This is a genomic window from Gordonia araii NBRC 100433 (assembly GCF_000241265.1).
In the GTDB taxonomy this organism is placed as follows: Bacteria; Actinomycetota; Actinomycetes; order Mycobacteriales; family Mycobacteriaceae; genus Gordonia; species Gordonia araii.
In genome coordinates this window covers 53,093-66,246 of sequence record NZ_BAEE01000063.1, presented here as the reverse complement: position 1 = coordinate 66,246, position 13,154 = coordinate 53,093, and the positions used below count along the sequence as shown (strand labels likewise).

General features: G+C 66.7%; 13 protein-coding genes and 1 tRNA gene. 9 read left to right on the top strand and 5 right to left on the bottom strand.

What is annotated here, in order from left to right; translation table 11 throughout:
• Positions 1–102 precede the first annotated feature (102 nt).
• The gene (locus tag GOARA_RS13410; RefSeq protein WP_007322936.1) at positions 103–378 is read right to left on the bottom strand and encodes a hypothetical protein; all 276 of its coding nucleotides are present in this window, start codon (positions 376–378) and stop codon (positions 103–105) included.
• Positions 379–523: 145 nt separating this feature from the next.
• On the bottom strand, positions 524–1,666 hold the full coding sequence (locus GOARA_RS13405; RefSeq protein ID WP_007322935.1) for an epoxide hydrolase family protein: 1,143 nt from the start codon (positions 1,664–1,666) through the stop codon (positions 524–526).
• 69 nt (positions 1,667–1,735) lie between these two features.
• On the opposite strand from GOARA_RS13405, the gene GOARA_RS13400 reads away from it, so the two are divergent.
• Positions 1,736–2,704 (top strand): helix-turn-helix transcriptional regulator, encoded by a 969-nt coding sequence (locus GOARA_RS13400; RefSeq protein ID WP_007322934.1) that lies wholly within the window; start codon positions 1,736–1,738, stop codon positions 2,702–2,704.
• A gap of 63 nt (positions 2,705–2,767) precedes the next feature.
• Here the strand turns inward: GOARA_RS13400 and GOARA_RS13395 are convergent, their stop codons facing one another.
• Complete coding sequence (locus GOARA_RS13395) at positions 2,768–3,280, bottom strand: pyridoxamine 5'-phosphate oxidase family protein (RefSeq protein ID WP_007322933.1); 513 nt, start codon at positions 3,278–3,280, stop codon at positions 2,768–2,770.
• Entirely contained in the window at positions 3,277–3,879 is a 603-nt protein-coding gene (locus GOARA_RS19035; protein ID WP_138947696.1) for a hypothetical protein, read from the bottom strand. Before GOARA_RS19035 ends, GOARA_RS13395 begins: the two co-directional genes overlap by 4 nt.
• 28 nt (positions 3,880–3,907) lie before the next feature.
• Here GOARA_RS19035 and GOARA_RS13385 point away from each other — a divergent pair, with 28 nt between their 5' ends.
• Complete coding sequence (locus GOARA_RS13385; protein ID WP_007322931.1) at positions 3,908–4,498, top strand: TetR/AcrR family transcriptional regulator; 591 nt, start codon at positions 3,908–3,910, stop codon at positions 4,496–4,498.
• Between the two features lie 99 nt (positions 4,499–4,597).
• Positions 4,598–5,704 (top strand): hypothetical protein, encoded by a 1,107-nt coding sequence (locus GOARA_RS13380; protein WP_007322930.1) that lies wholly within the window; start codon positions 4,598–4,600, stop codon positions 5,702–5,704.
• 17 nt (positions 5,705–5,721) lie between these two features.
• Here GOARA_RS13380 and GOARA_RS13375 read toward each other — a convergent pair.
• A tRNA-Leu gene (locus GOARA_RS13375) sits at positions 5,722–5,798 on the bottom strand.
• Positions 5,799–5,891: 93 nt separating this feature from the next.
• On the opposite strand from GOARA_RS13375, the gene GOARA_RS13370 reads away from it, so the two are divergent.
• From GOARA_RS13370 to GOARA_RS13345, 6 genes are all read left to right on the top strand, one after another.
• A complete protein-coding gene (locus GOARA_RS13370; RefSeq protein WP_373277752.1) occupies positions 5,892–6,479 on the top strand; it encodes an ANTAR domain-containing response regulator in 588 nt (195 codons plus the stop codon).
• 13 nt (positions 6,480–6,492) lie between these two features.
• Positions 6,493–7,761: a branched-chain amino acid ABC transporter substrate-binding protein gene (locus tag GOARA_RS13365; RefSeq protein ID WP_007322928.1), complete on the top strand. Its 1,269-nt coding sequence runs from the start codon at positions 6,493–6,495 to the stop codon at positions 7,759–7,761.
• A 96-nt stretch (positions 7,762–7,857) separates the two neighbouring features.
• Positions 7,858–10,608 carry a DNA polymerase I gene (polA, locus tag GOARA_RS13360; RefSeq protein ID WP_040523261.1) on the top strand — a complete coding sequence of 917 codons (2,751 nt, stop codon included), beginning with the start codon at positions 7,858–7,860 and terminating at the stop codon, positions 10,606–10,608.
• The gene (locus GOARA_RS13355; protein ID WP_007322926.1) at positions 10,608–11,498 is read left to right on the top strand and encodes an ABC transporter substrate-binding protein; all 891 of its coding nucleotides are present in this window, start codon (positions 10,608–10,610) and stop codon (positions 11,496–11,498) included. Before polA ends, GOARA_RS13355 begins: the two co-directional genes overlap by 1 nt.
• 5 nt (positions 11,499–11,503) lie before the next feature.
• Positions 11,504–12,388 (top strand): amino acid ABC transporter permease, encoded by an 885-nt coding sequence (locus tag GOARA_RS13350; protein ID WP_007322925.1) that lies wholly within the window; start codon positions 11,504–11,506, stop codon positions 12,386–12,388.
• Positions 12,389–12,396: 8 nt separating this feature from the next.
• Positions 12,397–13,149, top strand: a complete 753-nt coding sequence (locus tag GOARA_RS13345; protein WP_040523326.1) for an amino acid ABC transporter ATP-binding protein — start codon at positions 12,397–12,399, stop codon at positions 13,147–13,149.
• Positions 13,150–13,154 lie beyond the last annotated feature (5 nt).

The window sequence follows — 13,154 nt, the reverse complement described above, 5'->3', positions numbered from 1 at the left end:
TTGATGAACATGAGTTCCAGACGCTAGCCGCAACTGCGGGCGCGGGAGAGGGATGAAATCAGGCTGATCGGATCTTGACCGAGCGCGCCGATCCTCCAGTCGCTACCGGCCGGTGCCGGAGCGCTGCTCCAGTAGGTAGGCGCCCACCCCGGCGACGAGTGCGGCGGGCAGGATATTGATCAGCAAGATGGGCAGTTCTTCGGCGAGGGTGTAGCCGTGGCTGATGCCGATGCCCATGTTCACGACCATCGCGATGGCCCAGACGGTGACGAAGGCGATCGCCGCGCGGCGGACCCCGAGCCGTTCGCTTCGGCGCCCTATCGCCAGAGCGGCGAGTGCCGCGACGATGCCGATGGTGATGATGATGACGGTCCGCACGGTGTCTTTCTCCCGGTCAGTTGTTGGCGCGTCGGAGGAGCTGGCTGTAATTGTTGCGAGCGTCGAATCCTAATAGACGGCAGCCTTGGTCTGGCGAATTTCGGAAAGCCTCCTCGCCCGGCCGGGCGAGGAGGCAGTCCGCCGCCTAGGTGAGGAGTCCGGCGAAGAACGCGCGGATGTCGTCGGCGACAACAGCCGGGCGCTCCAGGGCGGCGAAGTGGCCGCCCTCGTCGAACCGGCTCCAATGCACGATGTTCGAGTTGTCGCGTTCGGCGAAGACTCTGATCGTCTGGAAATCGTCGGCGAAGACGGCGACCCCCGTCGGGGCCTCGTTGATTCGATCTTCGGACTCGATGCGTGCGTCTTCCAGGTAGCTGCGGCCCATGCCCGACGCCGCATTGGCGAACCAGTTCACGCTGACTTCGAGAAGGATCGTCTCCATCGGCACGAGGGAAGTGCCGTTGCCGAAGGAGTTGAACAGCTCACTGTAGGCGAGCAGTCCGATCGGGGAATCGCTCAGGCCCACCGCCACCGTCTGGGGCCGCGAGGCGTTCATCGTGTTGTATCCGCCGACCGACTGGAACCACTGCATGTGCTCCAACCCGGCGTAGTCGCCCGGTTCCAGCTTCTCGAACTCCGCGGGATCGCCGGACGGAAACGAGAAGAGTTGCAGCACATGCAAACCGAGGAAGCCCTCCGGGTTCAGCAATCCGAGTTCGCGGGCGATCATGGCTCCCTTGTCGGAACCGTGGACGCCGTAGCGGTCGTAGCCGAGTCCGCGCATGAGCCGGTCGTAGGCCGCCGCGACGCGTGCGCTCGTCCAGCCGGACGAGGAAAGAGGTTGTGAGAAGCCGTATCCGGGCGCGTCGGGGATCACGACGTCGAACGCGTCTTCGGCGCGGCCTCCGTGTGCCACCGGATCCACGAGCCTGTCAATCATGTCGAGGTAGTCGATCGCCGACCCGGGATAGGTGTGGGCCAGGAGAAGCGGGGTGGCGCCTTCGTGTGCGGAACGGACGTGCACGAAGTGGATGGTCTGGCCGTCGATCTCGGTGGTGAAGTGCGGCACGGAGTTGATCCGCGCCTCGGCGGCGGGCCAGTCGAAGGCGCGCCAGGCCTCGACCGCCTCGCGAAGATACGAGTTCGGCGTTCCGGCGTCCCAGTCGTCCGACGGCGAAGGCTGGGGGAGACGGGTGCGATCGAGGCGATCGTGGAGATCCGCGATGTCGTCGGCACTGACCGACACGGTGAACGGGTGGACTTCGAGAGCGGTGTTTGTGTTGTTCATATCGACAACGCTAGATCGCAAATAGGTACGATCATTTCCTAATATTGCACCGACTTTTCGGAGGTTTCCATGGCCGACCCGACAGCGAGACTTCTCGCGCTTCTGGCGCTGCTGCAGTCGGCGCCGGAACGCTCGGGGCGGGAGCTGGCCGAACGGCTGGGCGTGACGCCTCGCACCATTCGTCACGACATCGAGCGCCTGCGCGGTCTCGGCTACCCGGTCGACGCGAACCGCGGGGCCGTTGGTGGCTACCGGCTCGGTGCGGGCGGGAAGCTGCCGCCGTTGCTGCTCGACGACGAGGAGGCCGTTGCCGTCACCGTCGGACTGCGGGTTGCCGCCGGCATCGCGGGCGTCGACGAGGCCGGCGCGCGAGCGCTCGCGAAGCTTGAGCAGGTGCTTCCGTCCCGTATCAGGCCGACCGTCGATGCCTTGCGGTCCACCGTCGACCGGGCACCGGAGAATGACGACACGGACGCTCCCGATCCCGAAGTGGACGCCGCGGTGCTTCGGGCCGTGGCGGCGGCGATCCGCGCCGAGGAATGGTTGCGCTTCGACTACCAGGATCGGCCGGTGCTCGTCGAGCCGTACCGGCTGCTGACCTGGCACCGGCGCTGGTATCTCGTCGGCCGCGACCCGCAGGACGGGCAGTGGGCGACGTACCGCGCGGACTGGATGAAGCCGAGAATGCCGACGGGGCGGCGTTTCGACCCGCAGCCGCTTCCCGGCGGCGACTACACGGCGTTCGCCATGCGAAGCATCGCCATCAGTGCCTGGAAAGTGCACGCGCGCTTGCGAATCGAGGCGTCGGCCGAGAGTGTGCTCGCCCGCATCCACGCCGCGGTCGGTGTCGTCGAACCGATCGACGACAATCACTGCGTCCTCGTCACCGGAGCGGACAGTCTCGACACCATCGCGGCCTACATCGGCATGCTGACGATGGACTTCACCGTCGAATCGCCGCCCGAGCTGGTTCCGCTCCTCAAACTCATCGCGGAGCGCTATCAGCGTGCCGTAGCGGGATCGTCGTTCGGGGATTGACGCCGATGAAGCTGCGCCCCGAGTCGATCAGAGATCGGTTTGGTTGCCGGGCAATTTGGTTGGTCACCGCCGCGCGCGTGGTTGGGTCGCGCGCCAGGAATGTGTCATCGGCCCCAGATCGAGGGGCTGGATGCGGTCGATCTCGACGTCGCGCACCGTATCCAAGGAGCCCCATAGCGCGGCACCGCCGCGAGTCCGCAACAGCGGTCCGACAACGCGGCGGAATCGCTCGATTTCGTCGCTTGTGCCGGCTCGCACGGGTGCCACCCGACCGAGCAGACGGAGGCCCGGGGTGGCGGAGAACCTTCCCCGCATCAGTGCGGGCAGCCACAGGCGTTGCCTGCTGTCGACGGCCAGGATCGCGATGTTCGGGTCGCGATCGACGTTGGCGGCGAGGCGTTTGTTGAATGCCTCGAAGTAGATGGCCGTCCCGGGATCGCCGAGCATCACCGATCCGATCGGTGTGACGTGCGGCGAGCCGTCGGGATTCGTGCTCGCGATGCTGCAGCACAGCGACGATCTGACGGCGCGGCGCACGACCAGGCACGCTTGGGCCCACTGGGCGTCGGTGATCATGACGTCGGCCGGTCTGTGGGGTGGGCGGCGGCGGTCTGATGCTGCGTCCGCCGGTCGATCGCTCGCAGGATGTCGCGCCGGATTAGTCCGCTGAACGGACGAATCACTGCCCAGTAACAGCCGAACTTCCGGCGGGTGGCGGAGTCGGTCGCCTCGCACAACGTCGTCGTTTCGAGCCTGGTCCGGCCGTCGGGGAGTTCGACAAGGACGAACTCCGCCCCGTATTTCAGCCAGCCGGGCTCATCGAAGGCGACGAGCGCGGCGAGGTCGGGCACGTCGCGCTCGTCGCCGTGCAATTGCCATGGCCGCCCGATCATCCCGCTGCAGAGGTAGTGCGGCGCCTCTTCGTGTATCGGCGCCATCGGGCTCGGCGGATCGAGGAGCCGACGACGGGTGGCGTCGGCGAGCGAGTGGCCGCGGATCCGCATGAGCGGCTTGGTGATGAGGAGGTCGGACCAGGTGGTTTCCTGGAGCGCTCGCCACGTGTCGTCGATGCCGGCGGCGATCACCCGATGGTGGTGTTCGGCGAAGTGGGGTGTCAGGGCGTCGGAGAGACGTCGTGGAGGCGAGTGTTTTAGTTGATCAATTCTAATTGGCATGTTCTAAAACTAGCTCTACGATCAGATCGTGGCAAGACCCAGCAAGTTCAGCGCGGAACAGATTCTCGATGCGGCCCGTGATGTGGTGTTCAGTGTCGGCAAGGATGCGTCGGTGGCTTTGGTGGCGGCCGAGCTCGGCGGGCCGGTGGGGTCGGTGTATCACCGCTTCGCTTCTCGCGAGGAGCTGTTCGTGGCGCTATGGGTGCGCTCCATTCGGCGCTTTCATGTGGGGCTGCTCGACGCGTTGGACGACGGTTCTCCCGCCGATGCGGTACTCGCCACCGCGATGCACATCCCGCGGTACTGCCGTCTGGAACCGGCCGAGGCGGCGGCGATGACGCTCTACCGCTGGGAACGCGTGCGGCAGGCACCGCCGCAGCGGTACGCCGACGAGGTCGAGACTCTCAACGACGACGTGTTCGCGGCGATGGCGCGGTTGTGCACCCGACGATATGGCCGGGCCACCGAGCGACGACGCCGCGTCCTGGACATCGCGATCCGGCAGTCGCCGTACGGATTGGTGCGCCCCTACATAGGTCCCGGTAGCGACGGCGTGCCCGAGTGGATGGACGAAGTCGTCGTCACTGCCAGCCGGGCGATCGCCGCGCTGGGGGACTGATGGAGTCCTCGTCGCTAGTGGAGGCCAGCCGGACGAATGATGTGCGACGTGGCACCCGGGTAACGTCAGCGGCCAATCAATCGGCCGATCGGGAAGCCCATGAAACCTACGTTTGAGCGCGACACCCTGCCGGGTGTTCTGCGCACCCGCCTGACAGCCACGCGGCAGCTCACGAATGATCTTGCCAACGCTGAGTTCGTCAGCTCCCCGGTCGTGTGGGTGGCGGTACTCCCCGGTGCGCTGATAGTTCCGATGCTCGCCGCGGGATCCTTGTTCGGCCTGGTGATGGGCGGTCCGTCGATGTGGCAGTACCACACGATCACCAGCGTCTCGATCTTGGTGGCTTCGCCGGTAATCGGAGCGATTATCCTCATCGGTCTGCCGGTTGTCGGATCCCTGGGCCGCGGTCGCGGTCGCTGGGCCGCGCAATTGCCTGCGGGGTCGTTGCTCTACGCCGACTTCGGCGAGGAGTGGATCGGGTGCGGTTGGGACGGCACCTATCAGACGGTGATGCTCGCCCATCTGAAGCGAGTGCGCCGCGTCAGCCGCGTCCTGGTGCTGTCCGGGGGCGACACTCCACTCCTGATCCCAGAGAGCCTGGTACCCGAACACATTAAGGCCGGCCTTTTGTCAGGCCAGTGGCGCCTGCGCGCGCAGGCGTCTCCGCCGGCTCATCAGCCCATATACCCGGGCCCGGAAGTACTGTCTCCGGCCGCGGATACGGTTCACGTCGAAGCTGTTGCGGACGGTGCACTGGCGGACCGGCTGGCCCGGGCTTCCCGGCGCAGTAGCGCGGCGTCGTGGGCAGTGGGATTGATGGTGTCGGCCCCGCTTGTGATGGTCGCCTTGGTATGGATGAGTCAGGGGTCGCTCGACTGGCTCACCATGTTGCCGATCATCTCTGTCTGTGGCTCCGGCGGCGCTGTCTTAGGCTATAGCCTGCTGCGTGGGACCAAAGCCCACCTGCAACAACTTGTGCCGCAAGGCGCTCCCATCGTCGCGGACTACGGCCCCGACTGGCTAGGCGTCCGGCTCGGGAGTCATGTGCAGACCGTGCAGAAGTCGAACATCAAACGAGTCAATGACATCGACGGCGTGCTGGTGCTCACGCTGCGCGGATTGCAGACCGGCATCCTCATTCCCCGCGAAGTGGTGCCCGAGGATATTTCGCGTGAATTGCTCAGCCTCGGCCGCGGCAGAAACTAGGGCTACTGAAGGTTGTTTGGTGCCCTCGGTGAGACTCGAACTCACACTGGACGGGTTTTGAATCCGTTGCCTCTGCCAATTGGGCTACGAGGGCGCGGTTCTTGAGTTTAGTGGATGAACGCACCGGCTTGCCAACCGCGCCCGGTAGTCTCATCACCTGACGTTTCTGCAGATGGAGAGGATGCCTGTGGCAGCCGATGACCAACGGCCCAGCAGGGTGCTGGTCGCCGAGGATGACTCGCTGATCCGAATGGACCTGGTCGAAATGCTGGCCGAAGAGGGCTACGACGTGGTCGGCGAGGCTCCCAACGGCCAGATCGCGGTCGACCTGACGGAGAGCCTGCGCCCCGACCTCGTGATCATGGATATCAAGATGCCGGTCCGCGACGGGATCGACGCGGCGACCGAGATCGCGGAGAAGCGGCTCGCACCCGTCGTCATGCTGACGGCGTTCAGCCAACGGGACTTCATCGAGAAGGCGCGCGACGCCGGCGCCATGGCGTACCTGGTCAAGCCGTTTTCCAAGGCCGATCTCGCGCCCGCGATCGAGGTGGCGGTCAGCCGTTACCGGGAGCTGACCGCCTTGGAGGCCGAGGTCGAATCGGTGCAGGAGACGCTTGAGACCCGCAAACTGGTCGACCGGGCCAAAGGTTTGCTGATGAGCCAGCACGCGATGACCGAACCAGAGGCATTTGCCTGGATTCAGCGCACGGCGATGGATCGTCGGACGACGATGAAGCAGGTGGCCGAGGTGGTCATCGCGAACGTCAAATAGTGAGGGCCAGGCGATGAGAATGCGACGCGGCTTGCTCGTACTCGCGGTGTTGACGACGGCTGCCGCCGTCGCGACGGGATGCGCGACCACCGACGTCGCCGTCCCGGCCTCGTCACCGGACTCTCGGAGCAGTGGCGTCTCCTCGCCGGCGAGCGCGCCGAGGCCATCGTCGGATCTGAATCTTGCGATCAGTCCGATCGGGCAGATCAACCTCGCGGGCAAGCGGTTCGACACGCCCGCGTTGTCCGGACCGGCCGACCCGGCGGGCAACGGGCAAGCCAAATGCCGGCGTCTGACGATCGCCGTCGCCGGGGACCTCACCACCCGTGACGGGGTTGACGGTGCCGGCGTCGCGAACGGCGTTCAACTGGCCGTCGACCAGCACAACGCCAAGAACCCCCAGTGCCCGCTGATCGTCGTGCGGGTCGACTCCCAGGGCAACACCGTCACCGCCGCCGACCAGGCCAAACGGCTAGCGCGCAACGGCAACGTCCTGGCGGTCATCGGCCCGCTCTCGTCAGCGGAGGTCCTGGTCGCCGGACCGACGTTCGACGATGCGGGTGTGGTCATGTTGAGTCCGTCGGCCACCGCTCCGACATTGACCGACAAGGGGTGGAAGACCTTCTTCCGCGGGGTGAACAACGACGATGTCCAGGGGGAGTCCGTCGCGCGCTACCTCGTCGGGACCGCCGGACGAAAGCGGGTCTGCGTGATCGCCGACGACACGGACGGCGGTGCCGCGCTGGCCCGCGCGGTCACCCAGGGGCTCGGGGAGGCGGCCGTCGAGTCGTGCTCGGCCAACGTGCGGCGCGGCGATCCGGCCAACGCCGCGCGCGCGGCCGAAGTCGTCAAGGCCGGAGCCGACGCCGTCTTCTTCGCCGGGGCCGCGCGCGACGCCGGGCCGTTCGCCAAAGCGCTGCGCGAGGCTGCCCCGACCGTGCTGTTCGCGGCGGGGAACGAGGCCATCGGTCCCGAATTCCTCGGGCTCGCCAGCGATGCCGCTGCCGGCGCCGTGCTGTCGTGTTCGTGTGCCGCGGATCCGGACCCTTTCACCGCCGCCTTCACGCCGAGATTCGGTGCGCCCCCGCGGTATTCGCTGGAGGCCTACGATCTCGCGACGGTGGTGATCCGCGGCATCGCGGCGGGCAACCAGAACCGTGCACGACTGCGCGATTTCGTCGCGGAGTACGAGGGGAACGGTCAGTCGCGCCACTACCGGTGGGCGCCGACGGGCGAATTGATCGGCAACACCGTATGGCTGTACCGGGCGGGGCCGGGGTAGCAGGTCGCCAGCCGGCGCTCAGCCCGAGCGCCGAGCAATTCGATCGTCTGCCCGGTGCAACTCGCACCGTCGGGGCTCACCACTAGACTTCGTTCCGTGAGTCCAGCGCAGAAGTCAGCCTCAAAGCCCTCCGCCGCGCAAGCAGCCGACGAGCGTCCGCTGCTCATGCTGCTCGATGGGCATTCGCTGGCCTACCGAGCTTTCTTCGCATTGCCCGCCGAGAACTTCAAAACCGCAGGTGGGCAGACCACCAACGCGGTCTACGGCTTCACGTCTATGCTCATCAACCTGCTGCGCGACGAGCAGCCTACGCATATCGCGGCGGCATTCGACGTGTCGCGGAAGACCTTTCGCTCGGAGCGCTACCCGGAGTACAAGGCGCAGCGCGACAAGTCGCCCGACGAGTTCCGCGGACAGGTCGATCTCACCAAAGAGGTCCTCGGCGCCATGGGCATTCCGGTATTCGCGGTCGATGGCTTCGAGGCTGACGATGTCATCGCGACGCTCACCACGCAGGCACGGGAGAAGGACTACCGGGTCCTGGTGGTCACGGGCGACCGGGACGCCCTGCAACTCGTCGACCCGGAGACCACCGTCCTCTATCCGAAGCGCGGAGTCTCGGAACTGACGCGGTTCACTCCTGAGGAGGTCGAGAAGAAGTACGGCCTGACCCCGCAGCAGTACCCCGACTACGCGGCGCTGCGCGGTGACCCGTCGGACAACCTGCCGGGAATCCCGGGCGTCGGCGAGAAGACCGCGGCCAAATGGATTCGCGAGTACGGATCGCTCGTCGGCCTCGTCGACAACGTCGAGGACGTGCGCGGCAAGGTGGGCGATGCGCTGCGGGCCAATCTGTCTGCCGTCCTGACCAACCGGGAACTGACCGAGTTGGTGCGCGACGTCGATCTGCCTGCCGGCCCGGAGGAACTCGCCCTCGCCGGCTGGGATCGCGAGCAGATCCACAAGCTCTTCGACGACCTCGAGTTCCGGGTGCTGCGCGACCGCCTGTTCTCCACCCTGTCCTCACCGGAACCGGAGGCGGATTCCGGGTTCGACCTCGACGGCGAGGCGCTCGCGCCCGGAGCGGTTCGCGCCTGGCTCGACGAGCATGCGCGCACCGGGCGCAGCGGAGTGATGATCAGCGGACCGCAGCGAGTGGTCGACTCCGACGTCGAGGGCGTCGCGATCGCCGCGGCCGACGAGGTCAGCGCATTCATCGACCCGACGACCATGACGCCCGACGACGAGCAGGCGCTGGGCGAATGGTTCGCCGACCCGTCGGTCGACAAGGCCCTCCACGACGCGAAGTGGGCGTTTCACGCGCTCCGCGGGCGCGGCTGGAAGCTCGCCGGCGTCAGCAGCGACACCGCTCTGGCGGCCTATCTCGCACGACCGGGACAGCGGAGCTTTAACCTCGACGATCTCGCCGTGCGCTACCTGCGCCGCGAACTCCGCGTCGACGCCGCCGTTCCCGACGACGGCCAGCTGTCCCTGCTCGACGGCGAGGAGAACGACTCGAAGCGGGCCGACGAGCAGATGCTCGCCGCGCGCGCGATCGCCGAACTCGCCACCGCTTTCGACGCCGAGCTGGAGCGCATCCACGCCCGCGACCTGCTCGCCGACGTCGAGTTGCCGTTGCTGTTCGTGCTCGCGGACCTTGAGGCCGTCGGCATTGCCATCGACACCGAGCATTTGGAGACGTTGGAGGCCGGGTTCGCCGAGCGGGTGCGCTCGGCCGCCGAGGCCGCCTACGACGTCATCGGCGAACAGGTGAACCTCGGCTCGCCCAAGCAGTTGCAGGCGATCCTCTTCGACAAGCTGGAGATGCCGAAGACGAAGAAGACCAAAACCGGCTACACGACGGACGCCGACGCGTTGCAGGGGTTGTACGAGAAGACCGGGCACCCGTTCCTCGAGCATCTGCTCGACCACCGGGATGCGACGCGACTGAAGGTCACCGTCGAGGGACTGCTGAAGTCGGTGGCACCCGACGGCCGGATTCACACGACCTTCCACCAGACGATCGCGGCGACCGGCCGACTCTCGTCGACCGATCCGAACCTGCAGAACATCCCGGTGCGCACGCCGGCCGGCCGGCAGATTCGCGGCGGGTTCATCGTGACCGGGGGTGGGGATCCCGACGCCGAGTTCGAGTGCCTGATGACGGCCGACTACAGCCAGATCGAGATGCGGATCATGGCCCACCTCTCCGAGGACGAGGGGCTGATCGAGGCGTTCAACACCGGCGAGGACCTCCACAATTTCGTCGGGTCGCGGGCTTTCGGCGTGCCGATCGACGGGGTGACGGCCGAGATGCGCCACCGCGTGAAAGCGATGTCGTACGGGCTGGCGTACGGGCTGTCGGCTTTCGGTCTCGCCGCTCAGCTCGGCATTAGTCGCGACGAGGCGAAGGAGCAGATGGAGGCGTACTTCGCCCGCTTCGGCGGGGTGCGCGACTACCTGCACAACGTCGTCGACGTCGCCCGTCGCAACGAGTACACGGCCACGGTCTACGGGCGTCGGCGATATCTGCCCGACCTCAACAGTGACAACTGGCAGCGGCGGCAGGCCGCCGAGCGCATGGCGCTCAACGCGCCGATCCAGGGGAGTGCCGCCGACATCATCAAGGTCGCGATGATCAACGTGCACCGCCGCCTCCTCGAGGAGAAGTTGCGCAGCCGCATGCTGTTGCAGGTCCACGACGAACTGGTGCTGGAGATCGCGCGCGGCGAGCGGGACACCGTGGAGAAGGTCGTGCGCGACGAGATGGGGAGCGCGATCAGCCTGTCGGTGCCCCTGGACGTGTCGATCGGCTACGGCCGGTCCTGGGACGACGCGGCGCACTGATGAATCGCGTCCGGCGGGTGGGCGGTCTAGCCGTCGCGGCATTGCTCGCCGTCGGAGTCATCGCGTGTACCAACGACGAGTCGGCGCTCGACACCAAGCCGATCACGGTCGACGTCGCCGCGCAGCCACAGATCGCGGCGCAGCTGCCCGCCGGTGTCCGCGACGGTGGTGTGCTGGTCGTCGGCACCAATCCGCCGTACCAGCCGAACGAGTTCAAGAACCGCGACGGCGAGATCATCGGCTTCGACGTCGACCTCGTCCGGGCGTTGAGCAAGGTGCTGGGTCTGCGGGTGCGCCTGGTCGAGTCGGAGTTCGCGAAGATCATTCCGGCCGTCCAGGCAGGCACCTTCCACGTCGGCATGTCGGCCTTCACCGACACCCTCGAGCGCGAGAAGCAGGTCGACTTCATCAGCTACTTCTCCGCCGGCGTGCAATGGGCACAGCGATCGGGTGACGCGATCGACCCGGACAACGCGTGCGGCAAGCGGGTCGGCGTCAAGTCGACGACGGTGCAGGACACTCAAGAGGTGCCCGCCAAGTCCGCGGCGTGCGACGCGGCGGGCAAGGAACCGATCCGCAAGATCAAGTTCAACAGCCAGGACGAGACCGTCAACGCACTGCTCCTCGGGCAGGTCGACGCGATGTCGGCCGACTCGCCGGTCACCGCCTACGCCATCAAGAAGACCGACGGCCAGCTCGAGCCGGTCGGCCCCGTGTACGACGCCGCCCCCTACGGAATGCCTGTCGCAAAGGGTTCCGGCCTGGCTCAACCGTTGCGCGACGCGATGCAGTACCTGATCGACAACGGTCAGTACGCGACGATTGCCCAGCACTGGGGCGTCAGTGCTGGAATGATTCGCACATCGGTCATCAACGGCGCAAAGGAGTAGCACCCTTGGGGCAACCCGCTGAACCAGCCGAACCGGACCCCGGCGACTCGGCGACGATCCGCGCGGTGCCGCTGCGCCACCCGGGTCAGTGGGTGGCCGCGGCCGTGGTGCTCGGTCTCGTCGGATTGTTCCTCTACGGCGCGGCGACGAACCCGGCGTATCGCTGGCACACCTACGCGGCCTATCTGTTCGACACCAGGATCCTGGCCGGTGTCGGCTACACCCTGGCGCTGACCGTGCTGGCCATGGCGATCGCCGTCGTCCTCGGTGTCGCGCTGGCGGTGATGCGGCTGACCGACAATCCGGTCCTGCGGTCGTGTGCCTGGGTCTACATCTGGATTTTCCGCGGCACGCCGGTGTACGTCCAACTGGTGTTCTGGGGTCTATTCGGATCGATCTACAAGCGGATCGACATCGGCATCCCGTTCGTGACGCAGTTCGCGCACATCGACATTCAGGCACTCAACGCGGCATTCTTCTTCGCCGTCATCGGCTTGGGTCTCAACGAGGCGGCGTATATGGCCGAGATCGTGCGTGCGGGCATCTCGTCGGTGGGCGACGGACAGACGGAGGCGTCGACGGCGCTGGGCATGTCGTGGGCGCAGACGATGCGACGCACGGTGCTGCCGCAGGCGATGCGCGTGATCATTCCGCCCACCGGCAACGAACTGATCAGCATGCTGAAGACGACCAGCCTCGTCGCGGCGGTGCCGTTCAGCCTCGAACTGTACGGCCGGGCGCGCGACATCTCCGGCGTGAACTTCCAGCCCATCCCGATGCTCCTCGTCGCGTCGACGTGGTACCTGGTCGTGACGAGTGTGCTGATGGTCGGCCAGCACTACCTGGAGAAGCACTTCAGCAAGGGCACGAGCAGGTCGGGAGTGCAGTGATGACCGCGATGGTGTCCGCGCAGGCGGTCGGGAAGTCGTTCGGGTCGCTGCGGGTCCTCAACGGGGTGTCGCTGGAGGTGCAGCGCGGCGAGGTGGCGTGCCTCATCGGACCGTCGGGGTCGGGAAAGTCTACGTTCCTGCGGTGTGTGAACCACCTGGAGCGGATCAACTCCGGCCGTCTCTACGTCGACGGGGAGCTGATGGGCTATCGCGAGCGGGGCGACAAGCTCTACGAGCTGAGTCCCAAGCAGGCCGCGCGCCAGCGCCGCGACATCGGCATGGTGTTCCAGCATTTCAACCTGTTCCCGCACCGAACGGCCCTGGAGAACGTGATCGAGGCGCCCGTGCTCGTGGCCGGCGTGTCCAAGTCGGAGGCCGTCGAGCGGGCCCGCGGCCTCCTCGATCAGGTCGGGCTGTCCGACCGTGCTGACCACTATCCCGCGCAGCTCTCCGGCGGGCAGCAGCAGCGCGTCGCCATCGCCCGGGCGCTAGCCATGGAACCGAAGCTGATGCTCTTCGACGAGCCGACGTCGGCCCTCGACCCGGAATTGGTGGGGGACGTCTTGGCGGTCATGCGCAAGCTGGCCGACGCCGGGATGACTATGCTGGTCGTGACGCACGAGATGGGCTTCGCGCGGGAGGTGGCCGACCAGTTGGTCTTCATGGACGCCGGTGTGGTGGTCGAGGCGGGAGACCCCCGCGAAGTGCTGGCCAACCCCCAGCACGAGCGGACGCAGGCTTTCCTAGCGAAACTGCTGTGAGTCGC

Bases quoted from the DNA above. Each gene is read 5' to 3' on its own strand.
- GOARA_RS13405 (WP_007322935.1), bottom strand. From the start codon at position 1,666: ATGAACAACACAAACACCGCTCTCGAAGTCCACCCGTTCACCGTGTCG.
- GOARA_RS13400 (WP_007322934.1), top strand. From the start codon at position 1,736: ATGGCCGACCCGACAGCGAGACTTCTCGCGCTTCTGGCGCTGCTGCAG.
- GOARA_RS13395 (WP_007322933.1), bottom strand. From the start codon at position 3,280: ATGATCACCGACGCCCAGTGGGCCCAAGCGTGCCTGGTCGTGCGCCGC.
- GOARA_RS19035 (WP_138947696.1), bottom strand. From the start codon at position 3,879: ATGCCAATTAGAATTGATCAACTAAAACACTCGCCTCCACGACGTCTC.
- GOARA_RS13380 (WP_007322930.1), top strand. From the start codon at position 4,598: ATGAAACCTACGTTTGAGCGCGACACCCTGCCGGGTGTTCTGCGCACC.
- GOARA_RS13365 (WP_007322928.1), top strand. From the start codon at position 6,493: ATGAGAATGCGACGCGGCTTGCTCGTACTCGCGGTGTTGACGACGGCT.
- GOARA_RS13355 (WP_007322926.1), top strand. From the start codon at position 10,608: ATGAATCGCGTCCGGCGGGTGGGCGGTCTAGCCGTCGCGGCATTGCTC.
- GOARA_RS13345 (WP_040523326.1), top strand. From the start codon at position 12,397: ATGGTGTCCGCGCAGGCGGTCGGGAAGTCGTTCGGGTCGCTGCGGGTC.